The 26,742-nt window shown below is 64.9% G+C and carries 26 protein-coding genes; 19 read left to right on the forward strand and 7 right to left on the reverse strand.

The features are described from left to right. Positions 1 to 45 precede the first annotated feature (45 nt). Entirely contained in the window at positions 46 to 1,437 is a 1,392-nt protein-coding gene (locus ACX5I4_RS07340; protein WP_461836096.1) for a pyridoxal phosphate-dependent decarboxylase family protein, read from the forward strand. A 39-nt stretch (positions 1,438 to 1,476) separates the two neighbouring features. On the opposite strand, the gene ACX5I4_RS07345 is transcribed toward ACX5I4_RS07340, so the two are convergent. The 3 genes from ACX5I4_RS07345 to ACX5I4_RS07355 are packed head-to-tail and all read right to left on the reverse strand — an operon-like array spanning position 1,477 to position 4,364. Continuing rightward, positions 1,477 to 2,499: an aminoglycoside phosphotransferase family protein gene (locus ACX5I4_RS07345; RefSeq protein WP_461836097.1), complete on the reverse strand. Its 1,023-nt coding sequence runs from the start codon at positions 2,497 to 2,499 to the stop codon at positions 1,477 to 1,479. 35 nt (positions 2,500 to 2,534) lie between these two features. Beyond that, on the reverse strand, positions 2,535 to 3,263 hold the full coding sequence (locus ACX5I4_RS07350; protein WP_461836098.1) for a VIT1/CCC1 transporter family protein: 729 nt from the start codon (positions 3,261 to 3,263) through the stop codon (positions 2,535 to 2,537). A 51-nt stretch (positions 3,264 to 3,314) separates the two neighbouring features. Then, on the reverse strand, positions 3,315 to 4,364 hold the full coding sequence (locus ACX5I4_RS07355; protein ID WP_461836099.1) for a DUF4439 domain-containing protein: 1,050 nt from the start codon (positions 4,362 to 4,364) through the stop codon (positions 3,315 to 3,317). Between the two features lie 175 nt (positions 4,365 to 4,539). Here ACX5I4_RS07355 and rimP point away from each other — a divergent pair, with 175 nt between their 5' ends. The 6 genes from rimP (at position 4,540) to ACX5I4_RS07385 (ending at position 11,142) form a co-directional block, all read left to right on the forward strand. Then, positions 4,540 to 5,163, forward strand: coding sequence for a ribosome maturation factor RimP (rimP, locus tag ACX5I4_RS07360; RefSeq protein WP_461836100.1), 624 nt, complete (start codon positions 4,540 to 4,542; stop codon positions 5,161 to 5,163). Further along, entirely contained in the window at positions 5,163 to 6,143 is a 981-nt protein-coding gene (gene nusA, locus ACX5I4_RS07365; RefSeq protein ID WP_461836101.1) for a transcription termination factor NusA, read from the forward strand. The genes rimP and nusA overlap by 1 nt, the downstream gene beginning before the upstream one ends. 256 nt (positions 6,144 to 6,399) lie before the next feature. Further along, positions 6,400 to 6,708, forward strand: coding sequence for a YlxR family protein (locus ACX5I4_RS07370; RefSeq protein WP_461838674.1), 309 nt, complete (start codon positions 6,400 to 6,402; stop codon positions 6,706 to 6,708). Positions 6,709 to 6,860: 152 nt separating this feature from the next. Next, positions 6,861 to 9,710, forward strand: a complete 2,850-nt coding sequence (gene infB / locus ACX5I4_RS07375; RefSeq protein WP_461836102.1) for a translation initiation factor IF-2 — start codon at positions 6,861 to 6,863, stop codon at positions 9,708 to 9,710. Between the two features lie 320 nt (positions 9,711 to 10,030). Continuing rightward, a complete protein-coding gene (gene rbfA, locus ACX5I4_RS07380) occupies positions 10,031 to 10,540 on the forward strand; it encodes a 30S ribosome-binding factor RbfA (RefSeq protein ID WP_078105698.1) in 510 nt (169 codons plus the stop codon). Positions 10,541 to 10,656: 116 nt separating this feature from the next. After that, a complete protein-coding gene (locus ACX5I4_RS07385; protein WP_461836103.1) occupies positions 10,657 to 11,142 on the forward strand; it encodes a nucleoside deaminase in 486 nt (161 codons plus the stop codon). 3 nt (positions 11,143 to 11,145) lie between these two features. Here the strand turns inward: ACX5I4_RS07385 and ACX5I4_RS07390 are convergent, their stop codons facing one another. Continuing rightward, the gene (locus tag ACX5I4_RS07390) at positions 11,146 to 12,300 is read right to left on the reverse strand and encodes a pyridoxal phosphate-dependent aminotransferase (RefSeq protein WP_461836104.1); all 1,155 of its coding nucleotides are present in this window, start codon (positions 12,298 to 12,300) and stop codon (positions 11,146 to 11,148) included. Positions 12,301 to 12,387: 87 nt separating this feature from the next. On the opposite strand from ACX5I4_RS07390, the gene truB reads away from it, so the two are divergent. The 9 genes from truB (at position 12,388) to ACX5I4_RS07435 (ending at position 21,207) form a co-directional block, all read left to right on the forward strand. Continuing rightward, complete coding sequence (gene truB / locus ACX5I4_RS07395; protein ID WP_461836105.1) at positions 12,388 to 13,308, forward strand: tRNA pseudouridine(55) synthase TruB; 921 nt, start codon at positions 12,388 to 12,390, stop codon at positions 13,306 to 13,308. 2 nt (positions 13,309 to 13,310) lie between these two features. Continuing rightward, positions 13,311 to 13,664, forward strand: coding sequence for a hypothetical protein (locus ACX5I4_RS07400; RefSeq protein WP_461836106.1), 354 nt, complete (start codon positions 13,311 to 13,313; stop codon positions 13,662 to 13,664). Between the two features lie 2 nt (positions 13,665 to 13,666). Further along, positions 13,667 to 14,116, forward strand: a complete 450-nt coding sequence (locus ACX5I4_RS07405) for a hypothetical protein (RefSeq protein WP_461836107.1) — start codon at positions 13,667 to 13,669, stop codon at positions 14,114 to 14,116. Between the two features lie 119 nt (positions 14,117 to 14,235). Next, positions 14,236 to 15,219, forward strand: a complete 984-nt coding sequence (locus ACX5I4_RS07410; protein WP_461836108.1) for a bifunctional riboflavin kinase/FAD synthetase — start codon at positions 14,236 to 14,238, stop codon at positions 15,217 to 15,219. 36 nt (positions 15,220 to 15,255) lie between these two features. After that, positions 15,256 to 16,110, forward strand: a complete 855-nt coding sequence (gene kynA, locus ACX5I4_RS07415; protein ID WP_461836109.1) for a tryptophan 2,3-dioxygenase — start codon at positions 15,256 to 15,258, stop codon at positions 16,108 to 16,110. Positions 16,111 to 16,297: 187 nt separating this feature from the next. Next, on the forward strand, positions 16,298 to 16,567 hold the full coding sequence (gene rpsO, locus ACX5I4_RS07420) for a 30S ribosomal protein S15 (RefSeq protein ID WP_028266602.1): 270 nt from the start codon (positions 16,298 to 16,300) through the stop codon (positions 16,565 to 16,567). 254 nt (positions 16,568 to 16,821) lie between these two features. Continuing rightward, positions 16,822 to 19,074 carry a polyribonucleotide nucleotidyltransferase gene (locus tag ACX5I4_RS07425; RefSeq protein ID WP_461836110.1) on the forward strand — a complete coding sequence of 751 codons (2,253 nt, stop codon included), beginning with the start codon at positions 16,822 to 16,824 and terminating at the stop codon, positions 19,072 to 19,074. A gap of 154 nt (positions 19,075 to 19,228) precedes the next feature. Then, positions 19,229 to 20,572: a M16 family metallopeptidase gene (locus ACX5I4_RS07430; RefSeq protein WP_461836111.1), complete on the forward strand. Its 1,344-nt coding sequence runs from the start codon at positions 19,229 to 19,231 to the stop codon at positions 20,570 to 20,572. Between the two features lie 173 nt (positions 20,573 to 20,745). Continuing rightward, complete coding sequence (locus tag ACX5I4_RS07435; protein ID WP_461836112.1) at positions 20,746 to 21,207, forward strand: DUF1579 family protein; 462 nt, start codon at positions 20,746 to 20,748, stop codon at positions 21,205 to 21,207. Positions 21,208 to 21,231: 24 nt separating this feature from the next. On the opposite strand, the gene ACX5I4_RS07440 is transcribed toward ACX5I4_RS07435, so the two are convergent. From ACX5I4_RS07440 to moaA, 3 genes are all read right to left on the reverse strand, one after another. Continuing rightward, positions 21,232 to 21,525, reverse strand: coding sequence for a hypothetical protein (locus ACX5I4_RS07440; RefSeq protein WP_461836113.1), 294 nt, complete (start codon positions 21,523 to 21,525; stop codon positions 21,232 to 21,234). Positions 21,526 to 21,605: 80 nt separating this feature from the next. After that, positions 21,606 to 21,872: a MoaD/ThiS family protein gene (locus ACX5I4_RS07445; RefSeq protein ID WP_461836114.1), complete on the reverse strand. Its 267-nt coding sequence runs from the start codon at positions 21,870 to 21,872 to the stop codon at positions 21,606 to 21,608. A gap of 4 nt (positions 21,873 to 21,876) precedes the next feature. Beyond that, complete coding sequence (gene moaA, locus ACX5I4_RS07450) at positions 21,877 to 23,007, reverse strand: GTP 3',8-cyclase MoaA (RefSeq protein WP_461836115.1); 1,131 nt, start codon at positions 23,005 to 23,007, stop codon at positions 21,877 to 21,879. Positions 23,008 to 23,186: 179 nt separating this feature from the next. On the opposite strand from moaA, the gene ACX5I4_RS07455 reads away from it, so the two are divergent. The 3 genes from ACX5I4_RS07455 to ACX5I4_RS07465 are packed head-to-tail and all read left to right on the forward strand — an operon-like array spanning position 23,187 to position 26,735. Continuing rightward, positions 23,187 to 23,918, forward strand: a complete 732-nt coding sequence (locus tag ACX5I4_RS07455; RefSeq protein ID WP_461836116.1) for a response regulator transcription factor — start codon at positions 23,187 to 23,189, stop codon at positions 23,916 to 23,918. Further along, positions 23,905 to 25,173, forward strand: a complete 1,269-nt coding sequence (locus ACX5I4_RS07460; protein ID WP_461836117.1) for a sensor histidine kinase — start codon at positions 23,905 to 23,907, stop codon at positions 25,171 to 25,173. Before ACX5I4_RS07455 ends, ACX5I4_RS07460 begins: the two co-directional genes overlap by 14 nt. Further along, a complete protein-coding gene (locus ACX5I4_RS07465) occupies positions 25,170 to 26,735 on the forward strand; it encodes a molybdopterin-dependent oxidoreductase (protein ID WP_461836118.1) in 1,566 nt (521 codons plus the stop codon). The genes ACX5I4_RS07460 and ACX5I4_RS07465 overlap by 4 nt, the downstream gene beginning before the upstream one ends. Positions 26,736 to 26,742 lie beyond the last annotated feature (7 nt).

Consider the following 26,742-nt stretch of genomic DNA (forward strand, 5'->3'; position numbering starts at 1 on the left):
CAGCCGGCGATGGCCCGGGGGAAGCCGCGGGCGTAGCATGCACTCATGTGGGTCGATTCCAGCGACTATGAGCAGGCACTCGAACGTGCATGGGAGCATACCAGGGAGTGGTTGAGGGCCTTGCCTGGGCGTCCTGTACGGCCACGCAACACCGCCGATGACATCGCGGCGGTCTTCGGGGGCCCGCTTCCAGCCAGCGGGCTGGAGCCGGCTGCCGTCATCGATTTCCTCGCCGAACATGCAGAGCCCGGACTGATGGCCATGCAATCGGGGCGCTTCTTCGGTTGGGTTATCGGAGGCACCGTGCCCGCCGGCATGGCCGCGGACTGGATGGTCTCCGCCTGGGACCAGAACACCGGGCTGCGTTTCGCCACACCCGCGACCGCAGGGATCGAGGAAGCCGCCGGGCAATGGCTGCTCGAGCTGCTCGGTCTTCCGGAAGGGTCCGACGTCGGGTTTGCCACCGGGGCGAGCATGGCCAATTTCACGGCGCTGGCGGCAGCTCGCTGGCGCCAGTTGGGCAACGCCGGCTGGGACGTCAACGTCGGGGGACTCCAAGGCGCGCCGAAACTGCGGGTCCTCGTCGGAGCGGAACGGCACGAGAGCCTGGACATGGCATTGCGCTTCCTGGGATTGGGGACTCCTGAAGTTGTCCGGGCCGACCGCCAAGGACGGATCGATCCAGCCGCGCTCCGGTTCGCGCTGGAGGCCGGCTCCGGACGCGGGCCAACCATTGTGTGCCTCCAAGCCGGGAACCTCCACTCGGGAGCCTTTGATTCTTTCCCCGAGGCGATCTCGGCTGCCAAGGAGCACGGCGCCTGGGTCCACGTTGACGGCGCCTTCGGACTATGGGCGGCGGCGGTACCGGAGCTGCGGCACCTGGTCGAAGGCGTGGAGTTGGCTGATTCGTGGGGGACCGATGCCCACAAGACCCTCAATGTGCCCTACGACGCCGGAATTGTCGCGGTGCGCGATGTTGCCGCCCTTCGATCGGCCATCGGCATGCACGCCGAATACCTGATGCAGGACGATCACGGCCCTGGCGACCCCATGGAAAAAGTCCCCGAGCTGTCCCGCCGGGCCAGGGGAGTGCCGGTGTGGGCGGCCTTGCGGTCCTTGGGTGCCGACGGCGTGCGGCAGCTTGTCGCGGGACGTGCGGAGTGCGCTGCGGAATTGGCGCGGCGGCTTGCGGAGGTGCCGGGCGTGGAGGTGCTCAACGACGTGGTGTTCACGCAATTGTCCTTGGCCTTCGGTTCAGACGAGAGGACCCGGGCCATCACGGACTTCATCATGGCCGACGGGAGGGTCTGGATGTCCGGTTCGCGATGGCACGGCAGGGATATCCTGCGCGTTTCGGTCACGAACTGGTCCACGGATTCGGCCGATCTGGATGTTGCCGTGCAAGCCATCAAGGATGCGTTGGAGGCAACAGCCTGAGCCGATGGCTTTGCCGCCAACCCTCACCGGAGCTAAACCCTAATCGGATCCAGCCAGGCCCGGCTCGGGCAGATCGTGCGCGGCGGGCAGCCCGTCCAGTGGCCGCCCCGCGAGGGTGCTGGCCACCCACAAGGAGCGGGCCAGATCGCCTTCATGATGAGGCTTGCCGGCGTACCAGAGGGCGTTCTGCACTTCGCGCACCACGCTCCATTCCCGGGCAGCCTCACTGTCCAAGCCGGCCGCGTTGCTGAAATCTGCGCAACGTTCAAGGAGTGCAAGTTCCGGGGCCGTTCTGGAGAGATCGCGGATACGGTTCCACAGGATCGGGGCGACGGCGAATTCTGCCTCCCCGACCATCGGCTGCGGATCAATGGCCACATATCCGCGTTTCCTGACGGACTGGTGGCCGTTGAGGTGCGGGAGGATGTTCATGAAATGCAGATCGCAATGAACCAGGACGTCCCTGCCTGCGCGGCGTCCAACAGCGCCCCGTGTCTGGCACACCTCCAGCGCGGCTTCGAGGAGCCAACGCGGGAAGGGCTGGCCGAGTTGCTCCCAGTCAGCGGGCAGCTCATCGCTCCAGCGCTCGGCCCGGGCCGCTATGTGCTCAAACTCTTTCCATTCGGGCCGCTCGTCCGGTTCGATGCTGAGTTCCCGTACGAGCGTTCCCCAAACGTCGCGGGCTTCGTCCATCGGGGCACTGTGCAGCCAGCGGCCGGCGTCGAGCCGCTCCAGTACCATCGCGCAGGAGGCAGCATCGGCGTCGTGCAGCTTGACCGCGCCGGTACCGCCCCAGAGGGCCAGCGCATGCCGTTCAACGAGGGCCTCCTCGTGTGGGAACGCTATCTTGAGCACCGAACGGGCGCCGTTGTAGATGACCGGAATGACGATGCCGCCGTGGCCATTCCACGGTTCCGCCCCTGGTCCCAGGTCAACGGACAACTGCCAACGCTCCAAGCTGCTGTTGATCAGTCCAGGCAGCCCGGAGAGCCACGCCCGCCCCTCCGCTGTGCGGGAGTAGCGCGCCCGGAGATCGCCAGGGATGGAAACGAAAGTAGTCATCACCGCCAGCCTACCCAAGCCGGTCCTAGAGCGGTTTAGACCACTCCGGTGGAGCCCAGGAGGCTTCCGATGAAGAACGTCGCAGCGAGGGCAAGGGCGCCCCCGATGACAACGCGCACGGCGGCCCGAGTCCTCGAGCTGCCGCCGATCCAGGCTCCAAGGGCTCCGGTAATTGCCAGTGCGAGCAAGACGGAAATGAAGGTCAGCGGCACACGCAGCCCCGGGGGTGGGAGCAAGATTGCGAGCAACGGCAGCACCGCGCCCAAGGTGAAGGCAACCGCGGAGGCGAAGGCCGCATGCCATGGGCTGACGATGTCGTCTTGGTCGATGTTCAGTTCGGCGGAAAGGTGAGCGGCCAAGGCGTCGTGCTCCGTCAATTCCACGGCCACTTTCCGCGCTGTTTCAGGCCGCAGGCCCTTGGCTTGGTAGATCGCAGTGAGTTCTGCGAGCTCCTCGTCAGGCTGCTCGGCGAGCTCCCGGCGCTCCTTTTCAATGAGTGCCTTCTGGCTGTCGCTTTGGCTGCTGACGGACACATACTCGCCCAGCGCCATGGACACTGCGCCGCCCACGAGTCCGGCCGCGCCGGCCGCGAGGATGGCACCGGTGTTCGTCGTTGCTCCAGCGACGCCCACCACGATCGCGGCAACGGAGACTATTCCGTCGTTGGCGCCAAGGACGCCTGCGCGGAGCCAGTTGAGCCGGTGGGCGAGATCGTTGGCGTGCGGTTCGTTTTCGTGCAGGGCTGCAGTTTCAGTAGAAGCCATGGAACAAGCCAAGCACTTGGGGGCCGCAGCCGCCAGCAAAGAAAGGCTTTCCTATGGAGCCGGGGTGCTCGATGGGAGTTGAGGCAGGGCGGCGCTATCAATCGAAAGTCCGGGGAAAGGTCCAACAGGAGTTCCCAGAGCTTGAGTGCGCTTGGCTGCGTCGACCAGCCCGTCGACGGCCCATTGGCGCGTCTCACCCTCTGACAACGCCACGAGATCGGCATAAGCAGTCAGCGAACTCGCCTCCATGCTTCCCAGCGCAGCTCCGGGTTTGGCGGCGAAGCTGGCTGGCAAACGATAGCCGGCTTCCCGTGGCGGGGTTGCGACGCAGTGCAGCCTGCCTTGGGCCTCCGCTCCGCGGAGAAGTTCTTGATGCCGGGCCAGCCACGTGGCAGCCGTCGCGGATGCCTTTGCGTCCAGCTTGGTCAGGGCCACCTGGTAGGCATAGATCGCCTCTTGTTCGGAGCTGACAACGGCGGCAAGGGCTGTGGGAAGATCAGCCTGGACGGATCCTGTCCCGGGTGCCGTTGGTGCTGTTGCCGACGTTCCGGGCAGCGCCGGGCAACTCGGGGCCGGTGCCGGGGCGGAAGTCGCCTCGGGCGTGGCCGCCGGTACCGGCAGGCCCCAGATTGTGGCCAGTCTCGATGACTCGAGAAGCTGCGAGGTCCCGACGGCGGCAAGGAGCCGCGCCGTCCCGCCGTTGGCCTTCGCGGCGTCCGCCAGGCGACGGGAAGCGCTCGAGGAGAGCGCAGAGACGAAACCGGCCCGGGTCGGACGGCCCTGGCTGGCACTGGGGCCGGGGGAAGCTGAGGGAGTGTTCGATGCGGCAGGGCTGGAAGGTGGCAGCAGCGCCTGCGCCTGGTTTGTCAGCAACATCACAGTGTCCGTGCTCTCCAGAAGCGATGCGCTTTCCAGGAGCGACTCGGCCGCGGAGAGGGCCTCGGAGCGGGCGGCTTCGGAAAACGGCACCGCTCGCGGTTTTCCGGCGTCCCGGGGGACCAAGACGGCGCCGACTCCCACGACGAGGACTGCCAGCAAAGCCAGAAGAAGGGCTCTCGTCCAGCCGTGGCTTCGTGGTTTTTCAGCAGTCTCGTGGTTCACAACAGACCATGGTGTCACGCTCACGGGCAATCTGATGCCAGTACACCTGGACGGTACCGGTTGACCACTCATTTTCGGGGGCCATCACCACGATCGCGACAGCCCGTGCACCACGGCGCCGCAAATATCGTTAAGCTAGTAGTCACAACATCATCTATCGGGAGGCGGCTGGCCAGTGAGTCATTCGGAAGCCACGACTTCAACAGACCAGGCTGGAACGGATCCTACGAATCCACCACAACACGAGGTCCGCAACCCGGAAGAGAGCAGGCTGAGGGCCCTTCTGGAGCCTGCCGTCCTGGCAAGCCGGCTCTACCTTGAGGATGTTGCCATCCAGGTTGCAGGTTCCCATCGGGTGGTCCACGTGGTCATCGACCTGCCCCAGGAAGAGACCGGGGGCGTCAGCCTGGACGTCATCGCGGAGGTCTCCAGGGCCCTTTCGGACATTCTGGACAACGATCCCAAGACGGACGCCCGCCCCTACGACCTCGAGGTCTCCTCGCCCGGCGTCGGCCGGCCCCTCACGGAGCCCCGCCACTGGCACCGGGCCCGCGGACGCATGGTCAAGGTCAACGTGATCCAGGGAGAGAACCTGACGGGCCGGATCCAGTCCGTCGACGACGACGGCGTCACGCTGGTTCCCGAGCAAGAGGTCAAGAAGGGGATGAAGCCCAAGCAGGGCGAACCCGTGAAGATTCCTTTCGACAGGATCCGCCAAGGAAAAGTCGAGATAGAGTTCAGCCACCTCAACGAGGCCGTGCTGGAAGACGAGTACAACGGACCTTCCGAGGAGGCCTAATGGATATTGACATGAGTGCGCTGAGACTCCTGGAGCGTGAGCGTGAAATCCCGCTGGACCTCCTGATCCCCACCATCGAGCAGGCGCTCTTGGTGGCATACCACAAGACGCCAGGCGCTTTCGAGAAGGCCCGCGCAGAGCTGGACCGCAAGAGCGGACACGTGACCATTTGGGCTACGGAAATCGACGACGACGGCGAAGCCATCGGCGAGTTCGAGGACACCCCCGCGGGGTTCGGCCGCATCGCAGCGAGCACTGCGCGGCAAATCATCCTGCAGCGGTTGCGCGATGTTGAAGACGACAACGTCCTGGGCGAATTCAAGGGCCGTGAGGGCGAACTCGTCGCCGGCCTGATCCAGCAGGGCAACAACCCGCACATGATCCAGGTGAACCTCGGTTCCGTGGAAGCCTTGCTGCCGCCGCCCGAGCAGGTGCCGGGGGAGAGGTACACCCACGGCAACCGCCTGCGTGCCTTTGTGGTGGATGTCCACCGCGGCGCCAAAGGACCCTCCATCACGCTGTCACGTTCACACCCGGGCCTCGTCCGGAAGCTTTTCGAACTGGAAGTTCCGGAAATCGCGGACCGCTCGGTCGAGATTGTCGCGTTGGCGCGCGAGGCCGGGCACCGGACCAAGATGGCTGTCAAAGCGAACACCCCCGGCATCAACGCCAAGGGCGCTTGCATTGGTGAAATGGGCTCGCGCGTGCGCGCTGTCATGACCGAACTCAACGACGAAAAGATCGACATTGTCGACTTCAGCGACGATCCGGCGACGTTCATCGCCAACTCCCTCTCGCCGTCGCGCGTGAATTCGGTCACCATCACCGACGAGGCCACACGGTCCGCGAGGGTGGTTGTTCCCGACTATCAACTGTCCCTTGCCATCGGCAAAGAAGGCCAGAACGCCCGCCTCGCCGCCAAGCTGACCGGCTGGCGAATCGACATCGTCTCTGACGCCGCACCGGCCAAGGGCAACTAAACCCGCCCGGAGGCGTCCGCCCCCGGATCCTTACGCCCTATGGATTCGGTGGCCGGGCCCCCGGGGGCTTAGACTGGATGGAACCGGGCCTATGTCCGGTGTCCGTGCGCTTTGGCGTGCTCGCGGCTTGTGGAGGCAACAATCTCAACAAGGCGGGGGCTGGCCCCAAGGAAAGCAGAACCGCAGAGGCAGGAAAAGACACTGAGGCAGGTTGATACACCCAGTGGCTGAACCGCTTCACACCAGGCGCGAGCCTGTGCGTACCTGCATCGGATGCCGGAAACAAGGCAGCCGGAGTGAGTTGATCCGGCTCGTCGCCGAAGGCGGCGGGTCACCCGTCGTCCTGGTGGATGAACGACGCCGGATGGCTGGCCGGGGTGCGTGGCTGCACCCCAGCAACACATGCCTGGCGCTGGCAACCAAACGGCGTGCTTTCGCAAGGGCCCTCGCGGGCGCAAGTGAAGTCACCGCCGTCGAACGTTACCTGGCGGCAGTCATACCCCCTGCGGACACCCCCGTGAAAGCAGGAAAACCGTCCAAACCTGAAAGCGGGTCAGAAAACTGATGGAAACCCGATGAGTTCCCAGCGATGAGTGCGCAACGATGACAACTTTGTTGCGCTCAGCACAGGGCCTTTCCGCCGCGTTCGCGGCTGGGGCCCGCAGTAAGAAGTAGACGGTTCGTGCCTGGCTCGGTGCGGACCGAGACAGGAGAAATGTGGCCAAGGTCCGCGTACATGAGCTCGCCAAAGAGCTCGGTATTACTTCCAAAGATGCAGTGACAAAACTGCAGGAATTGGGCGAATTCGTTCGCTCCGCCTCTTCAACCATTGAGGCCCCCGTCGTGAAGAAGCTTCGCGACGCCTACCCGGGTGCCGGCGCTGCAAAGGCCGCTGCTTCGGCAACGGCTTCCATTGCAGCCCCCAAGGCGCCCGCTGCCCCTGCTGCACCCGCAGCATCCCGCCCGGCTCCGGGCCCCGCAGCGCCCAAGGCTCCGGTTCCCGCCCCCAAGGCTGAGACTCCCGCCCCGGCAGCGCCTGCGGCTCCCGCAGCCACCGCAAGCCCTGTTTTCGCCAAGCCGGGCGCCCGTCCGGCGCCCAAGGCCGAAGCCCCTGCTCCAGCACGTCCGGGTAGCCAGGCTCCGCGCCCCGGCGGTCCGCGTCCGGGTAACAACCCGTTCGCGACGTCGCAGGGCATGCCCCGCGGCCGTGGCGACGGCGAGCGTCCTCCCCGTCCGGGCAACAACCCCTTTGCGACTTCGCAGGGTATGCCCCGTGCCGGTGGCGGTCGCACTGAAAGCGATCGTCCCGGTGGTCCGCGTCCCGCGGCCGGCGCAGGCGGTCCCCGCCCCGCAGCCGGTGCCGGTGGACCGCGTCCAGGCGCACCGCGTCCCGGTGCTCCCCGTCCGGGTGCTCCACGTCCCGCCGGTGGGCCTGCAGGAAACCGTCCTACCCCGGGCATGATGCCCAACCGTACTGAGCGTCCCGCTCCCGGTGGCGCAGGCCGTCCGGGTGGCGCTGGCCGTCCCGGTGGCGGCCCCGGCCGTCCGGGTGGCGCTCCTGGCGCAGGCACTGGTGGCGGAGCTCCCGCCGGCGGTGGCTTCGGCAAGGGTGGCCGCGGACGCGGCGGCACCCAGGGTGCCTTCGGCAAAGGTGGCGCAGGACGCGGCAAGCAGCGCAAGTCGAAGCGTGCAAAGCGTCAGGAACTGGAGCAGATGAGTGCTCCGTCGCTGGGTGGCGTATCCGTACCCCGCGGCGACGGCAACACCGTGGTCCGGCTCCGTCGCGGCTCGTCCATCACGGACTTCGCCGACAAGATCGAGGCGAACCCCGCCGCACTGGTGACCGTCCTGTTCCACCTCGGTGAAATGGCAACGGCTACGCAGTCGCTGGACGAGGACACCTTCGGCCTGCTCGGCGCAGAACTCGGCTACAAGGTCCAGGTTGTCTCTCCGGAAGACGAAGAGCGCGAGCTCCTCGACTCCTTCGACATCGATCTCGATGCCGAGCTGGAAGCCGAAGGCGACGACGTCCTCGAACCGCGTCCCCCGGTAGTCACCGTCATGGGTCACGTTGACCACGGTAAGACCCGACTGCTCGATGCCATCCGGAAGACCAACGTGGTTGCAGGTGAACACGGCGGCATCACCCAGCACATCGGTGCCTACCAGATCAGTCACATCCACGAAGGCACTCCGCGCGACATCACGTTCATTGACACCCCCGGTCACGAGGCGTTCACCGCCATGCGTGCCCGTGGTGCCAAGGTCACCGACATCGCCATCCTGGTTGTCGCAGCCGACGACGGCGTCATGCCGCAGACGGTGGAAGCACTCAACCACGCCCAGGCGGCCAACGTGCCGATCGTCGTCGCGGTCAACAAGATCGACAAGGAAGGTGCGAACCCGGACAAGGTCAAGGGCCAGCTCACCGAGTACGGTCTGGTTCCCGAAGAATACGGTGGCGACACCATGTTCGTTGAGGTTTCTGCCCGCCAGAACATCAACATCGATGAACTGATCGACGCCGTCCTGCTGACCGCAGACGCCGCCCTGGACCTGCGCGCCAACCCGGACAAGGACGCTCGAGGCATTGCCATCGAAGCGAACCTGGACAAGGGCCGCGGTTCCGTGGCCACCGTCCTGGTCCAGTCCGGCACCCTGGCCGTCGGTGACACGATCGTGGCCGGTACGGCCCACGGCCGCGTCCGTGCCATGTTCGATGAAGACGGCAACGCCCTCGACATCGCGCTTCCGTCCCGTCCGGTCCAGGTCCTGGGTCTGTCCAACGTACCGCGTGCAGGCGACACCTTCCTGGTGACCTCCGACGAGCGTACGGCCCGCCAGATCGCTGAAAAGCGTGAAGCGGCCGACCGCAACGCGGCACTGGCCAAGCGTCGCAAGCGCATCAGCCTCGAAGACTTCGACAAGGCTGTGGCCGAAGGCAAGATCGACACCCTCAACCTCATCCTCAAGGGTGACGTTTCCGGTGCCGTCGAAGCCCTCGAAGACGCCCTGCTCAAGATCGACGTCGGCGACGACGACGTTCAGCTACGTGTCATCCACCGCGGTGTGGGTGCCATCACGCAGAACGACGTCAACCTCGCCACGGTGGACAACGCCATCATCATCGGCTTCAACGTCAAGCCCGCCGAGCGCGTGGCCGACCTGGCCGATCGTGAAGGCGTGGACATGCGCTTCTACTCCGTCATCTACTCGGCAATCGATGACATCGAGCTGGCCCTCAAGGGCATGCTCAAGCCGGAGTACGAGGAAGTCCAGCTCGGCACCGCCGAGGTCCGCGAAGTCTTCCGTTCTTCCAAGTTCGGAAACATCGCCGGTTCCATCGTCCGCTCGGGCATCATCCGCCGTAACACGAAGGCACGCGTCAGCCGCGATGGCAAGGTCATCGGCGACAACCTCACCGTTGAGACGCTCAAGCGCTTCAAGGACGACGCCACCGAGGTCCGCACGGACTTCGAGTGTGGTATCGGTCTTGGCTCGTACAACGACATCAACGAAGGTGACATCATCGAGACCTTCGAGATGCGCGAAAAGCCGCGCGTCTAAGGTGTCGCAGGCCGGTGCTGCTCTCGGGCGGCTCCGGCCCGTTCCGCCGATATAGGGGCCCCGCCCCTACGCTGGGCGGCTGACGTCTTACGACGTCGGCCGCCCAGCTTCGGCAGGCCCGATGCCACTCCCGGGCCCCCATATCGGCTCCACGGGCCTCAGTCGAAAGCTCTCGGTCCGTTCCGGGCCCCCCATATCGGCTCCACGGGCCTCCGTGGGGACCTCTCGGTCCGTTCCGGGCCTTTTTGGCGAGTGGCATTTTTTAGACTTAAGTACGCAAGTTGCTAACGCGCCGTCGTACGCAAATTTTAGGAGTAGAAATGGCTGATCCGGCACGCGCTGCCAAGTTGGCGCAGCGGATTAAGGTTGTTGTTGCTGAGGCACTGGGCCGGCGGATCAAGGATCCTCGGGTTGAGGGCATCACGATTACCGATGCGCGCGTCACCAACGATCTTCAGCACGCCACCGTGTATTACACCGTCTTCGGTGACGAGGTTGCCCAGGCCGATGCTGCCAGGGCCTTGGAGAAGGCCAAGGGTGTCTTGCGCCAGGAAGTTGGCCGCAATATCACCGTGCGGCTGACTCCTACCTTGGAATTCGTTGCCGACCTCATTCCGGTCAACGCCTCGAACCTTGAGGAACTGTTGCGCACCGCCAAACAGCGCGACGCAGAGGTGGCCGCCCTGGCCGCCGGCGCCAAGCACGCGGGCGATGCAGATCCGTACAAGAGTGATGCCCCGCAGGACGCGGACATCGACGAAGACGATTTTGACGAAGAAGACATCGACCTCCGCGCCGATGAAGACATCGACGAAGACGGCGGCAAGTAGTCCACCGACTTCTTCAGCAGGGCCGGATCCGGCAGTCCAAAGCGACTGTGGATCCGGTCCTGTTTGTTAACCCCGAAAGTCGGGCCAAAGCGGCGGGCCGTGGCTAAGATCGGAGCATGGCGGCGCACGATGCAGTTCAGAGTCCCGAAAACTACCTTGAACACGCCCTACGGCTCGCGGTCCAAAACGTGGCCGACGGCGGCGGGCCTTTCGGCGCCGTCGTGGTCACCCCGGACGGACGGCTCCATGACGGCGTCAACCGGGTCACCCGCGACAACGATCCCACAGCGCACGCCGAAGTAGTCGCGATCCGGCGGGCGGCGTCGGAACTGGGAAGCTTCGATCTGAGCGGCTCCGTGCTCTACTCAAGCTGCGAGCCGTGCCCGTTGTGCCTCTCGGCGGCCTTGTGGGGCCGCGTAAGCAGGGTCTACTTTGCCGCGGACCGGCACGGGGCCGCCGCTGCAGGCTTCGACGACGCCGTGTTCTACGAGTACTTCAACGGCATCCGGCCGGAACTGCTGCCCGTCCACCACACGGAGGTTCCGGCGTCGGAGGCTCCTTTCGATGCGTGGCGCGGGCACAAGAACCGGAGAAAATACTGAGGTTCACGGCCGTGCCGGAAGCCGACCGACGCCGTCGAGCAGCTGCTGGTGATCACCGCACAACGCAATCCTGATCCACCCTTCGCCGATGGAACCGAACGCGGTGCCGGGTGCCACGGCCACTCCGGACTCCGCGAGGAACGCGCGCACCCAGGCGCGTACGTTTCCGCCGCTCACATGCGAGACGTCCGCCCAGAGATAGAAAGCCCCCTGCGCGCCCAGGAAAGGAATGCCTTTCTCCGCCAGCACCATTGAGGCGGCGTCCCGGTTGGAGCGGTAGTGCTCCCGTGCGGTGTCCACATAGTCCTGCGGGCCGGTCAGGGCCGCGATGGCAGCGTACTGGGAAGGCGAAGCCACGCAGGAAACGATCGCTTCCATGACGTTGTTCATCTTCCGCTCCAGGCCCGGCGGGCAAATGAGCGCGCCGATCCGCAGTCCCGTCAGCCCGTACGTTTTGGACAGGGTCAGGGACGTGAAGACCCGCGCCTCCCCGGGAACAGTGCTGTCGAAACGGGCAGGACTCGTGTGCGGAACGTCGAAGGTAAAGGCTTCGTAGCATTCATCCGAAATGATCCACAGATCGTGCTTGACGGCCAATTCCACGAGCTGGCGGGTGGCTTCCTCGCCGATCACGGCGCCCAAAGGGTTGGACGGCGAATTCAGGACCAGCACCTTGGTGCGCGGCGTGATCAGTGCCTCGATGTCCTCGATGCGGGGTTGGAACTCGTTCTCGGGGTAGAGCGGATACCGCACCGGGACGGCGTGGAGCAAATGGCTCGTCATGGCAAAAGTGGGATAGCCGGGATTCGGAATCAGGATCTCGTCGCCCGGGGAGAGGAGCAGGCTCATCGCAAAATGCAGCCCCTGCTGTGCTCCGTCCACGACGTACACACGCTCTGCCCCGACGTCCACCTTGTTGTGGGCGCGGAACCGCTCGGCGAAGGCTTCCCGCAGGGCAGGGATCCCGGCATTGGGAGTGTAGTTGGTCTCGTCCCTGTCCAGGCAAGCGATTCCTGCGTCCAGGATGTGCCGGGGCAGCGCAAAGCCGGGCTCGCCGATGCTGAGGACAATCGCCCCGGGAGCCGCCCAAGCGGCCTCGGTGATCTCGCGGATCTGGTTCACGGGGACTTCGCGGACGTGTGTGGCAAGCTCTGGCATGGGAGCCATCTTAGCCGCGGTGCCGTACCGCTCCGGGACGCTTCACCCCCGCAGGATGCATGCCCCGGCACGGATATACTGGGAGGCGTGCTTTCTGGACTGGTAATCGTTGACAAGCCGCAAGGATGGACCAGCCACGATGTGGTTGGACGGATGCGGCGGCTGGCTGGTACCCGGAAAGTGGGCCACGCGGGAACATTGGATCCCATGGCCACCGGCGTCCTGGTGCTGGGGATCAACAAGGCCACGCGGCTGTTGACCTACATCGTGGGCACCTCAAAGACGTACTCCGCCACCATCCGGCTCGGCGAATCCACCATCACGGACGATGCCGAAGGCGACATCACCGCAAGCCGCAATGCCGCCGGGGTCACAGAGGATGCCATCCGTTCCGGCGTCGCCGGGCTCACCGGAGATATCCAGCAGGTTCCCAGCAGCGTCAGCGCCATCAAGGTCAACGGCGAACGTTCCTACGCGCGCGTCCGTTCGGGAGAAGAGGTCAAGCTCGCCGCCCGGCCCGTGACCATCCACCGCTTCGAGATCCACGGCATCCGCAGGGTCGACGACGGCAGGGTAGTGGACATCGATGTCACCGTTGAGTGCTCCTCCGGTACGTACATCCGCGCGCTGGCGCGTGACCTTGGCGAGACCCTCGGCGTCGGCGGCCACCTCACAGCGCTGCGCCGCACCCACGTGGGACCGTACTCCCTTGAGCAGGCCCGCACCCTGGAACAGCTTGCCGAGGAACTGGAAGTCCTCGAAATGTCTGCCGCTGCCCGCGCGCTCATGCCCAACCGGGAGCTGAGCGACGCCGAAACCACCGAAATCTCCTTTGGCCGCAGGATCGCCGCTGGGCCTACAGCGGGCATGGCGGAGGCAGCCACCCCTGAGAACCCCGCTGCTGCATTCTCCCCGTCTGGAGAACTCGTGGCGTTGCTGGCCGACTCGGGGAGTTTCGCCAAGCCGGTCCTGGTGTTCGCCCCTGACAACGAAAAGCAGGCACACTAGCCATGGACGGATACTTCTACGCTGTCCTCGTCGTCGGACTGCTGTCCACGATCACCTGCGTCGTCGCGGGCATCATGAAAAAGGCCCCCAACGACGTCACGATTCTGTCCGTTGCCGCCGTCGAACTCGTCCTGCTTGTCTATCTAGTGGGATCGATCATCCGCGTCGCGATGGGTGAAAAGATTGCGGGGGAGCCTTGGGAGTTCTGGGGTTACATCATCACTGCGCTCATGCTTCCCATCGTGGCCGTGTATTGGTCCATCCTGGAACGGACCCGTTGGAGCAATTTCGTCATGGGCGCCGTGGGCGTCACCGCATTGGTCATGGCGGCCCGCATGAACCAGATCTGGTACTGACATTGGAAGAAGCACACAAAGTGACTGTTGAGACCACCCAGAAGAAGAACCGGGACACCCGCAACACCGGTCCCGGGAGGCTGCTGATTGCGGTCTACGCGGTTTTCGCGATCTCGGCCACGGCCCGTGCCGGATACCAGATCCTGACCAAGTTCTCGGATGCTCCCTTGGCGCACATCCTCTCGGCTTTCGCGGCGATCGTGTACGTCGTGGCCACGGTCTCCCTCGCCAAGCCGGGCCGCACATGGTTCAAGGTGTCCTTGGCGGCAGTCCTCGTGGAAATGCTCGGCGTCCTGGTAGTTGGTGCCATCAGCCTTTTCGACCCGGTGGCTTTCCCGCACGACACCGTCTGGTCCTTGTTCGGCCGCGGCTACGGTTTTGTGCCGCTGATCCTGCCGGTCCTGGGCTTGCTTTGGCTTTACCGCCGACGCCCGGCACGGCTCCCGGAGTAGAAACCGGGGGCTCCGCCATCCGGGCGGGACAGCCGTTGGACAGCAGGTAACCTTAGAGAATTCCGGCGCCGGACCAGGCCGCCGGGCATTGTGAATACCAGCAGTAAAAGGCGAGGTTGATGGTCCACATCTGGAACGATCCCACCGAGGTCCCCGAGGATTTCGGTCCCAGCGTCGTTACCATCGGGAACTTTGATGGGGTCCATCGCGGACACCAGCAGGTGCTGACGCAGCTTCTGCGCACCGCAAAGCAGCACGGCGCGCGGTCCGTCGTCGTGACTTTCGATCCGCACCCGGCCCTGGTCCACCGCCCCGATTCCGCACCGGAGCTCATCATGGGGCTGCAGGACAAGCTCGATGCCCTGGCCGACGCGGGCGTGGACGCTGTCCTCGTCATGAAATACAACCTCGCGCTGGCAGGCATGACGCCCGAGGAATTCGTCGGCACCGTCCTGCTCGACGGGCTTCACGCGGCACACGTCGTGGTGGGCCACGATCTTCGTTTTGGTGCGGGAAATTCCGGCGACGTCGGCACCATGCAGGAATTGGGCAAGGACCTGGGATTCGGCGTCCACGTGGTCAACGAGTTTGGCGCGGAGGGCTTTCCAGTGCACGACGACGGCGGCACGGACCGCCGCTGTTCCTCCACCTGGGTGCGCGAGGCCCTCGCTAAGGGCGACGTCGAGACCGCGGCCGCCGTCCTCGGCCGCCCGCACAGGATGCGTGGGGAAGTGGTTCACGGCGCCGCTCGCGGACGCGCCCTGGGCTTTCCCACGGCGAACCTGGACCACGGCGCCACGGGCTACGTGCCCGCGGATGGAATCTACGCAGGCTGGCTTATCGACGAGTCCGGTACCCGCTGGCCTGCCGCGATTTCCGTGGGTTCCAACCCCACCTTCGACGGTGTGAGCCGCCAGGTGGAAGCCCACGTCATCGACCGCCCGGAAGAGGCCGTGGAGGATTTCAACCTCTACGGCCAGACCGTCGTGGTGGAATTCACGGCGCGGCTGCGCGGGATGGTGGCCTATCGTGGGCCTGAGGCACTTGTTGATCAGATGCGGCTCGACGTCATCCGGGCCCACGATCTATTGCTGAACAAGTAGCCCTATTCGTCAGCAGGGATTCGGAGGGCACGTATCGTGAGCGTTGAGAAGAACACCCGCCCACTCGACGAAGGCATCGTCAAAGATTTCAGCTCACGCATGAGCTACGGCTCTTACCTGCAGCTTCCCTTGCTGCTCAGCGCACAGCAACCTGTCAGCCAGCCGGAGCACCACGACGAACTCTTGTTCATCATCCAGCACCAGACCACCGAGCTGTGGCTGAAGCTGGTCCTCCACGAGCTCCGCAGTGCCGCTGCGTGGCTGCGCGAGGACGATCTTGGCTCCGCACTCAAGGGCATCGCAAGGGTCAAGCACATCCAGAAGACTCTCACGGAGCAATGGTCGGTGCTGGCCACCCTGACTCCCACGGAATATTCGCAGTTCCGCGGCTTCCTCGGGAACGCCTCCGGCTTCCAGTCGAGCCAGTACCGTGCCGTCGAGTTCATCCTCGGCAACAAGAACGCCAAGATGCTGCCAGTGTTCGAATCGGATCCGGAATCGCGGGCCATGTTGGAGGAACTCCTGCGCGCGCCCAGCATCTACGACGAATTCCTCGCCTACCTTCACCGCCATGGCTACGACGTTCCGGCGTCCGTCCTGGACCGGGACGTCACCCAGGCCCATCAGTTCGCCCCCGAGCTCTTGCCGCTCTTCAAGCACATCTATGAACATGCCGCGGACAACTGGGCGGCCTACGAGGCCTGCGAGGAACTGGTGGACCTTGAGGATAACTTCCAATTGTGGCGCTTCAGGCACTTGCGTACTGTCCAGCGGACCATCGGCATGAAGAAGGGAACCGGAGGTTCAAGCGGAGTTTCCTTCCTTCAAAAGGCCCTTGACCTGACGTTCTTCCCCGAGCTGTTCGCTGTCCGGACTGAGATCGGGCAGTGACCGGAACTCGTCTTTGAGGAGGGTCACACGGCAGCTTTCGACAAGATTGCCGGGCTGCCGGTAAACTGAGGGATGGATCCGGCTGCAGTCCGTGGCGGCTGGACCTGTTTTGTGTGCGGTCATCGGCACGAACAACCCGGCAGCGAGGCGCTGAATCGGGACGCACGGCACAACTCTAGGAGTTCACGTGGCACTTGAAGCCGCTGTTAAGCAGTCCATCATCGAGGCATACGCAACGTCCAAGGGCGACACTGGTTCGCCGGAGGTCCAGATTGCTGTCCTGACTCAGCGGATCAAGGATCTGACTGAGCACATGAAGGAGCACAAGCACGACTTCCACACCCAGCGCGGTCTGCTGGCTATGGTTGGTCGTCGCAAGCGCATGCTGGGCTACCTCAAGAAGACTGACATTGCCCGCTACCGTGCGCTCATCGAGCGCCTCGGCCTGCGCCGCTAGTTTGACTTCGGGCGGCCCGATCCTCCGCGGAACGGGCCGCCTTTTCTCCATAACTAAATCCAACACTTAACAGGAGTTCAACCGCATCGCGCATTCGCGGTCCTCGGTAGTGATCCCCGGGAACAGCCTTCTGTGATGAAGGCACAGCCCGTGGGTCTCGATCGATGACCGGGTGTCGTACGGGCCAGGAACAGACGCTGGCCTGGGTCGATGCGGGAGGACTTCCGCTAAACAAGAAACGGAGGTGACTCTCAATGGAGGGTCCCGAAATCCAGTTCTCAGAAGCCATCATCGACAACGGCCGCTTCGGCAAGCGTGTTATCCGCTTCGAAACCGGCCGCCTTGCCAAGCAGGCAGCCGGCGCAGCGATGGTCTACATCGACGAAGACACCGCCCTGCTTTCCGCAACCACCGCGGGCAAGTCCCCGCGTGAAGGCTTCGACTTCTTCCCGCTGACCGTCGACGTCGAAGAGCGCATGTACGCCGCCGGCCGCATCCCGGGCTCGTTCTTCCGCCGTGAAGGCCGCCCGTCCACCGAAGCCATCCTGGCTTGCCGCCTCATGGACCGCCCCCTGCGCCCCGCTTTCGTCAAGGGCCTGCGCAACGAGGTCCAGATCGTCGTCACCGTCCTGGCGATCAACCCGGACGAGCTCTACGACGTCGTGGCCATCAACGCCTCGTCCATGTCCACCCAGCTCTCCGGACTCCCGTTCTCCGGCCCGATCGGTGGCGTCCGCGTTGCCCTCATTGCCGACGAACAGGGCACCGAATGGGTTGCTTTCCCGAAGCACTCCCAGCTCGAGAACGCCGTCTTCAACATGGTTGTTGCCGGCCGGATCGCCGGTGACGACGTCGCCATCATGATGGTTGAGGCCGAAGCCACGGACAACTCCTGGAACCTCATCAAGGAACAGGGCGCCACCGCTCCCACGGAAGAAGTTGTTTCCGAGGGTCTCGAGGCCGCCAAGCCGTTCATCAAGGCCCTGTGCGAAGCCCAGGCAGACCTGGCCGCCCGCGCTGCCAAGCCCACGGTCGAGTTCCCGGTCTTCCTGGACTACCAGGACGACGTCTACGCTGCTGTTGAGGCCGCCGCTGCCGAGAAGCTTGCCGCTGTCTTCCAGATCGCCGACAAGCAGGACCGCGACAACGCCTCCGACGAGCTCAAGGACGAAGTCCTTGGCGCCCTTGCCGGCGAATTCGAGGGCCGCGAGAAGGAGCTTTCCGCAGCCTTCCGCTCCCTGACCAAGCAGGTTGTGCGCCAGCGCATCCTCAAGGACCAGATCCGCATCGACGGCCGTGGCCTGACGGACATCCGCCAGCTCACCGCCGAAGTAGAGGTCCTGCCGCGCGTTCACGGTTCCGCCATCTTCGAGCGCGGCGAGACCCAGATCATGGGCGTCACCACACTGAACATGCTCAAGATGGAACAGCAGATCGACTCGCTGTCTCCCGTGACGCGCAAGCGCTACATGCACAACTACAACTTCCCGCCGTACTCCACCGGCGAGACCGGCCGCGTCGGCTCCCCGAAGCGCCGCGAAATCGGACACGGTGCACTCGCAGAGCGCGCCTTGGTTCCGGTTCTGCCGTCCCGCGAGGAATTCCCGTACGCCATCCGCCAGGTGTCCGAGGCCCTCGGATCCAACGGTTCGACGTCGATGGGTTCCGTCTGCGCCTCCACGCTGTCCCTGCTCAACGCAGGTGTGCCGCTGAAGGCCGCTGTTGCCGGTATCGCCATGGGCCTGGTTTCCGACCAGGTCGACGGTCAGACCCGCTACGCAGCCCTGACCGACATCCTCGGCGCCGAAGACGCTTTCGGTGACATGGACTTCAAGGTTGCCGGTACTTCCGAGTTCGTCACGGCCATCCAGCTGGACACCAAGCTTGACGGCATCCCGGCATCGGTCCTGGCCGCAGCCCTGAAGCAGGCACGTGAAGCCCGCCTGCACATCCTCGATGTCATCAACGCCGCCATCGACACCCCGGACGAGCTCTCCGAGTTCGCACCGCGCGTCATCGCCGTCAACATCCCCGTTGACAAGATCGGTGAGGTCATCGGCCCCAAGGGCAAGATGATCAACCAGATCCAGGAAGACACCGGCGCCGACATCTCCATCGAAGACGACGGCACGGTCTACATCGGCGCCACCAACGGTCCGTCTGCCGAGGCAGCACGCGCCGCGATCAACGCCATCGCCAACCCGCAGATCCCGGAAATCGGTGAGCGTTACCTGGGTACGGTCGTCAAGACCACCACCTTCGGCGCGTTCGTTTCCCTGACCCCGGGCAAGGACGGCCTGCTGCACATCTCCGAGCTGCGCAAGCTGGCCAGCGGCAAGCGCGTGGACAACGTCGACGACGTCGTCTCCGTGGGCCAAAAGATCCAGGTCGAGATCACCAAGATCGACGACCGCGGCAAGCTCTCCCTCTCCCCGGTCGTGGCCGAGGAAGAAGGCGCCGCTTCTGAGGAAGCTCCCGCCGAAGAGGCTGAAGTATCCGCAGAGTAGCCTGAACCGGCACGGCACGCGGCAGGACCGGTGGACATGTCCACCGGTCCTGCCCGGTTTAACAACGAATTCCCGCCCCAAGGTCGATGTGCCCGCTGGTACGATTGCAGCCAGATTCGGCACCCGTGATTTTCCGCAGAACTGAAAGGTCTTGATGACTGTCGTACCCCTCCCGCTGGCGCAGACCGTGCCCGGCGGCGAACTGATCCATGGTGCCGAAGGCGGCTCCGTTGTCCGGCGTTCGGTGCTTCCCGGGGGCGTTCGCGTGCTCACCGAGGCCATGCCCGGGCAACGATCGGCAACCATCGGATTCTGGGTGGGGGTCGGTTCCCGGGACGAGGCAGAGGGCCAGCACGGCTCCACCCACTTCCTGGAGCACCTCTTGTTCAAGGGGACCAGGCGGCGCACAGCCCTTGAGATCGCCTCCGCTTTCGACGAGGTGGGCGGTGAATCGAACGCGGCCACGGCCAAGGAAAGCACCTGCTACTTTGCGCGAGTGCTGGATACCGACCTGCCCATGGCCATCGACGTGATCGCCGACATGATTACCGGCGCGGTGCTGGATCCGACGGAACTCGAGCAGGAACGCGACGTGATCCTCGAGGAAATCGCCATGGACAGCGATGACCCCACCGATGTTGCCCACGAGAAATTCGTGGCCGCGGTACTCGGTGTGCATCCGCTGGGACGCCCGATCGGCGGCACCCCTGCCGCCATCAAGGCCGTGTCCCGCGATTCCGTGTGGGCACATTACCAGCGCTATTACCGGCCGGACGAAATCGTCATCACCGCCGCGGGCGGCCTGGACCACGACGTCGTTTGCCGCCTCGTGCTCGATGCCTTGCGGACGGCCGGCTGGGAGCTTGAGGACACCGCTGCCCCCGTTGAGCGCCGCTCCACCGAGCGGGCGGACATCACGGGTACCGCAGGGCTGCATGTGATCAAGCGTCCCGTGGAGCAGGCCAACATCATCATGGGCTGCCCTTCGATCGTGGCTACTGACGATCGGCGCTTCGTGATGAGCGTCCTGAACGCGGTCCTTGGCGGTGGCATGTCTTCGCGCCTCTTCCAGGAGATCCGCGAAAAGCGGGGCCTCGTCTATTCCACCTATTCCTTTGCCTCTGCCTACGCGGACGCAGGCTACTTCGGCATGTACGCCGGCTGCACGCCGTCGAAGGTCAAGCAGGTTCTGGAACTTCTCGGGGCTGAACTGGACAAACTTGCTGCTGACGGGATCACGGACGAGGAATTGCGCAAGGCCGTAGGCCAATTGTGCGGCGGAATCGTCCTGGCCCTGGAGGACACCGGTTCCCGGATGTCCCGCCTTGGCCGCGCCGAGTTGGTCTCCGGTGAGTTCCAGGACATCGACGAAACACTTCGCCGCATCAAGGCCGTCACAGCCGAGGAAGTCCAGGAACTCGCCCGGGTTCTCGCCGAAGCACCCCGCACCGTGACCGTCGTCGGGCCTTTCGACGAGACGGAGACTTTCGGCCTCTAAACGCGGCCCCTCCCTATGGACATGCCCCCCGTTGGAGCCTTGGAATGGACATAACCCTGATATGTCCACTCCTGGCTTGGAACAGGGGGCATGTCCGGTGGGGAAGGCTGGACGCGCCTGCTCGATCGGGAACATGATGGTGACGTATCCATCGTCGTTGCGCAGGAGTCGCCATGAACGAGCCATTGAAGAGTCATGCACACACTGCGCTGGAGGCGTTCCTGGGCCATTGGCGGGGGAGCACCGAGCTTGCCGCTTCTCCGTGGGGCCCGGCCCGGACCGCCGACGCCGAGGTGACTTTCTCACGCGCGGCCGGAGGATACGCCCTGGTGCAGAGCTACCGGCACGTCGAGCCCGATGGTACCCATTTCGAGGGGCACGGTGTCTTCACGGTTGACCCCGACCACGGAGACACCCTGTGGTACTACGTGGACAGCATGGGCCGGCCGCCGGAAGCACCGGCGCGTGGCCACTGGCAGGACGGCACACTTTGGCTTGAGCGGCGCAGCCCTCGCGGGACCGCGAGACACACCTTCAAAGTAGATGGCGGAGTGCTGACGCACATGGCCGAACTTCGGCTGGGCGACGCCGCGACATTCAGCCCCTTCATGATCTCCGTCTGCAGGCGCGTCTGAAGTACGCCTCCAGGGGCACGGCAGTCAGAGGATCTTGGCCTCCACGGATTCTACGATCCGGGTCTCCGGCGTGCCGTCGAGCGAGGCAGGCCTTCCCGGCCCGCTCCACACCTTCGTCCGCAGGGTGTTCAGCATGGACTCAGCGTGCTCCCGCTCGGCGAAATCAAGCTCGATCAAGACGCGCTGCGAATCGTCCACGGGCCTGCAGACCCTGTAGGAAACAACGCCGGAGCCAGCACGATCTGCCGGATCCGAGTCGAATGACTGCTTCCATGCGGCGAAGTCGTTCACAGCGTGTTCGATCTGGAGGGTGTACATGGCTCTTCCTTTGCTGTTGCGCGGATAGGCACAGCGTAGGCTCCTTGGGCCTGGGGAACCACCCTTCGGCCGGGGTCGGCTCAGCCTCCGGCAAACGGCGGAAGGACGTCGACGACGTCGTCCGCACCAAGAGCAGCCGAATGGTCGCGGACCGCTACCTCATTGCGCAGGAAACTGCTGCGGGAAACAATCCGGGCCAGGGGGGGCGTGCCAGCCGGTGGTTCCGGACGTTCGACGGCGAGGAGGGCGGCGATGAGCCCGTCCAGGCCGGTTCCTTCCGGAAGGTCGTGGTGTTCCTCTTCGACGCCTGCCGCGGCGCGTGCGGCAGCGAAGTAACGTACAAGCACAGTTTCAGCCTCCGATTGCACTCATGCTGCGGTCCGGCTGGACGAAGTCGGGTGCACCAAGGCCGGTGTGGTCCATGCCGTGCGCTTTGGGTTTGATCCACATGGCGTCCTGCCAGCGTTGGGCGAGCTCGTCGTCGTCCGCTCCGGAGCGAAGTAGTCCCAACAGGTCGAATTCCTCGCGGGAGAACAGGCAGCTCATGATCTTGCCTTCGGCGGTGATCCTGGTGCGGCGGCAGTCGGAACAGAACGGCTCAGTGACCGACGCGATGATACCGACGGTGCCCAGAACGGGTCCCGCGGCTTCCGCGGATGCCGGGTTCCGGCGTCGTACGTCGAATCGTTCGGCCGGTGCGCCGTCGCGTTCACGCGGGTCCGGGGTCAGGACGAAGTCCCGGGAGAGCAGTTGGCGGATCTCCGCTGCGGTGATCATGTCCCGCCGGGTCCAGCCGTGATCGGCGTCCAGCGGCATTTGCTCGATGAAGCGCAGCTCATAGCTGCGGTCCAAGGCCCAGGCCAGGAGATCGGGGGACTCGGCGTCGTTGATTCCGCGCATGAGGACGGCGTTGATCTTGACCGGTCCCAGGCCCGCAGCCCAGGCGGCATCGACACCGGCCAGCACCTTGTCGAGGAAGGGCCGCCGGGTCAGTTTGGCGAACGTTTCTTCGTGCAGGGAGTCGAGGGAGACGTTGATGCGTGTGAGCCCGGCTTCCTTGAGCGCGGCCGCCTTCTTGTCCAGGCCGACGCCGTTGGTGGTCATGGAGATCGGCAAATCGGGATGTGCCTCGCGGAGCGCCGAGATGATGTCCACGAGGTCGGCACGCACCAAGGGCTCGCCGCCGGTGAGGCGCAGCTCGCGGACCCCGAGTTGTTCGACGCCGATTCGCACTATCCGGACAATCTCGGCGGCGGTCATGACGGCCTGTTTGGACAACCATTCGAGGCCTTCGGCGGGCATGCAGTACGTGCAGCGGAGATTGCATTTGTCGGTCAGGGACAAGCGCATATCGGTGGCACGGCGTCCGTAGCGGTCGAAGAGGCCCACAGGGGTTCCGGCAGGGCGCGGCGGGGGCGCAGACACGCTGCGTCCCGTCCCATCGCCCGTAGCGGGCAACGGCATGCCTAGCTGAACACTCATGGATTCAGGCTACGCCAGGCAGGGCCCAAGAGTGATATCGCCCACTGGTCACGTTCGTCGGCTGCTTGCCGCGCAAGGCAACGCAAAGCGCGAGTTCTTACGGAATTCGTACGGTTGGCCCGCTGGCGGCCGGATCAGGCACCACGGGCACATTGCGAATCTATGCTGAAGGTGTGAACATGCAGCCCGCCCCGCACGCTGCCGAACCTGGCAACCGCCGCATTCTCTTGGTCGAAGACGAACAGACCATCGCCGACGTCGTCCGGGACTATCTGGTCCAGGCAGGCTTCCAAGTCGATCTCGCGGGCGACGGCTTCACAGCCCTGAGCCTCGCAGCCGCCAGGCGGCCCGATTTAGTCATCCTGGACCGGATGCTGCCGGGACTCGACGGGGTGGAAGTGTGCCGCAGGTTGCGCCTGGCCATGAGCGTTCCGATCATCATGGTCACAGCCCTCGGCACAGAGGACGACCGCATACTGGGCCTGGAAACCGGAGCGGACGACTACGTCACCAAGCCCTTCTCACCCCGCGAGCTGGTTCTCCGGGTGAAATCCGTGTTGCGCCGGAGTATCAGGGAATTCAGCCCTGAACCTCCCGTGGAACTTGCCGGCTTCGAATTGGATCCGGCCTCGCGCACGGTGCTCCATGATGGAAAGCCACTGACGTTGACGGTGCGCGAATTCGATTTGCTGGCTTTCCTGCTTCGCCGGCCCAACCAGGTCTTTAGCCGCGAGGACCTCATCAAGGCAGTGTGGGGCTGGGACTTCGGGGACCTGTCCACCGTGACGGTCCACGTCCGCCGCTTGCGCGAAAAGATCGAGGACAACCCCACAACCCCGGTGCTGCTCAAGACGGTCTGGGGAGTCGGCTACCGCTTCGACGCGAAGGCAGGTGGACATGCAGGCAACTGAAATGTTCACCATCCTGGGGTGGATGTTGCTGTGGGCTGTCCTCATCGGGGCTTTGACCCTCGCCCTGCTGCGATTCCTGCGCGGTGCCTCGATCCTGGTTCAGATCTGCCTCGTGGTGGTGGCCACCGTTGCTGTTCTCGTGGCCGGAATGGTGAGCGCGTTCAACGCCATGTTCATTTCGGCCCGGGACCTCGAAGTGATGTGGTACATCCTCGGGGTGGCCTCGGCCGTGGCCATTGCCATTTCCCTGGTCCTCGGCGCCGGCGTATCCCGCAACGCCATTCGGCTCGTGGCCGCCACGCGCCGGCTCGGCAGCGGCGAAGCCCTCGACGGCTCGGTCCTGCCACCATCGGCATCGCGGCGAACCGCGCCCGCCATGAACTCCGAGCTGGCCCAGCTCGCCCAGGAACTCGAAGCGAGCAGCCTCAAACTGGAGGAATCCCGGAGACGCGAGGCCGCCGTCGAAACTGCCCGTCGCGAGCTGGTCTCCTGGATCTCGCACGACCTCCGGACTCCCTTGGCAAGCATGCGGGCCATGGCCGAAGCACTGGAAGACGGCATGGTGGCCGACGTTCCCGCCTACTATCGCAAGATCATCGGCCAGACGGATCAAATGGCAGTGATGGTCAACGACCTCCTTGAACTGTCCAAAATCCAGGCGGGAACGCTCCGCCTCAGCGCGGAAGCCCTGGACCTCTACGACCTGGTGAGCGACGCCATCGCCGATCTTGCCCCGCTTGCCGCGCAGCGCGGCATCCAGCTCGACGGCGGTGGAGACCGGGAGTGCATGGCGGTCGCAGATGGGCCCAGCTTGGGACGGGCTGTCCGCAACGTGCTGCTCAACGCGATCATCTACAGCCGGCCCGACGGCGGTGTGCAGGTAAGCGTCGGACGCGAAGGCAGCGACGCCGTCGTCGACGTCGTGGACAGTTGTGGGGGCATCGACGACGACGACCTCGCCCACGTTTTCGAGACCGGCTGGCAAAAGGACCGCTCCAGGGGCGCAGGCATGCGGTCCGAAGAGGGGCAACCGCGCTACAGCGGAGCCGGCGTGGGGCTCAGCATGGTGGCAGGCATCGTCAAGGCCCATGGCGGCAGCGTCACCGTGGCGAATACCGGGGAGGGATGCCGTTTCACCCTCCGTCTTCCCTCGGGGGCACCGGAAACGGCATCCGCCACCGGCGCAATTCCGGCAGAGACAGCCCCCGCCGAGCCAATTCCGGCAGCGGGCACCAAACAGGCAGGCACGACATGAGCAGGACCACTCCGAAGGCAGAGAAACCCAGTACGAGGACGTCGGCCCGTTGGGCTGCAGCATGCGGCGTCGTGGCCATCGGCCTTGGGGTGGCCGCCGGAGAGCTGTTGGCTGGTTTCCTGAGCCCGTCCGTCTCACCCGTCACCGCGCTTGGCGGTGTGGTGATCGACGCCGTACCGGGTTGGGCCAAGGAACTGGCCGTCAGCCTTTTCGGCACCGCGGACAAGATCGCCCTGATCGTCAGCATCGCACTGGTGACTCTGGTCCTTGCCGCGGCCGCGGGACTCTTGGAGTACCGGCGAAAAGGAGCGGGGCTCGTGCTCGCCTTGCTCGCCGGAGCCGCCGGATTGGCTGCCGTTTTGACCCGTGCCCAAGCGGCACCCACCGCCGCCATCGCCCCGGTCGTGGCCACCGTGGTCACCATGCTGTTCCTCCGGCTCCTGATTCAACGGCTCGAAACCTGGCGTCCGGGACCGGAGGCCAGTGATATGCCCTTGGCCCGCCGAAGCTTCGTGCAATTGCTCGGTGGAACGGCGATCGCAGCCGTGGTCGCAGGAATCGTGACCACGGTGGTGCGCAGGGCAGGAACCGTGGCTTCCGATTTCCGCCGCGGGGTGGCCCTGCCAGCGCCGGCGGCACCGGTGCAGAAAGTTCCCGACGGCGCCGCACTTACCTTGGCGGGACTGCAACCGCTCGTCACCCCGAACCCCGACTTCTACCGGATCGACACCGCGCTGATTCCCCCAGCCGTGAATCCACCGGAGTGGATCCTCAAGGTGACGGGCCTGGTGGAACGCGAAGTCCAGCTCGATTTCGCCACCCTGCTGAGCAAACCGATGATCGAGCGCCACGTGACCATCGCCTGTGTATCCAACGAGGTCGGTGGAAACCTCATCGGAAATGCCCTCTGGCTGGGCTGGCCGGTGCGGGAGCTCCTGGCCATGGCCGGGCCAAAGCCCGGTGCGGACATGGTGCTGTCCCGCAGCACCGACGGCTGGACTGCCGGAACCCCCCTCGAAGCGCTCACCGACAATCGCGACGCTATCCTGGCCGTCGGCATGAACGGCGAACCCTTGCCGCTGGAACATGGCTTCCCCGTCAGGATGATCGTGCCGGGCCTTTATGGATATGTCTCGGCTACCAAATGGCTGACGGAACTGAAAGTCACCCGTTTCGCGGACGACCAGGGCTACTGGACGCCGCGCGGCTGGAGCGACCATGGACCGATCAAGACGCAGTCCCGCATCGACGTGCCGCGGGATGGCCGCTCGGTCAAGGCCGGTACGGTCCAGTTCGGCGGTGTCGCCTGGGCGCAACACCGCGGCGTTTCCAAGGTGGAGCTACGGGTCGACCGCGGCAATTGGCAGGAAGCCAAGCTCGCACCGGGAATCTCCACGGACACGTGGTACCAGTGGCAGGCAGGCCTTGATCTGGGTGTTGGCGACCATGAGGTCCAGGTCCGTGCCACCGATGCTACCGGCACGTCCCAGCCCGAAGCCCGTACTCCCGTAGCCCCGGACGGCGCCACGGGATTCCACACCATCCGCGTCACCGTCAACTGACACTAGG

The sequence above is a fragment of the Arthrobacter sp. MMS24-S77 genome (genome assembly GCF_054888235.1).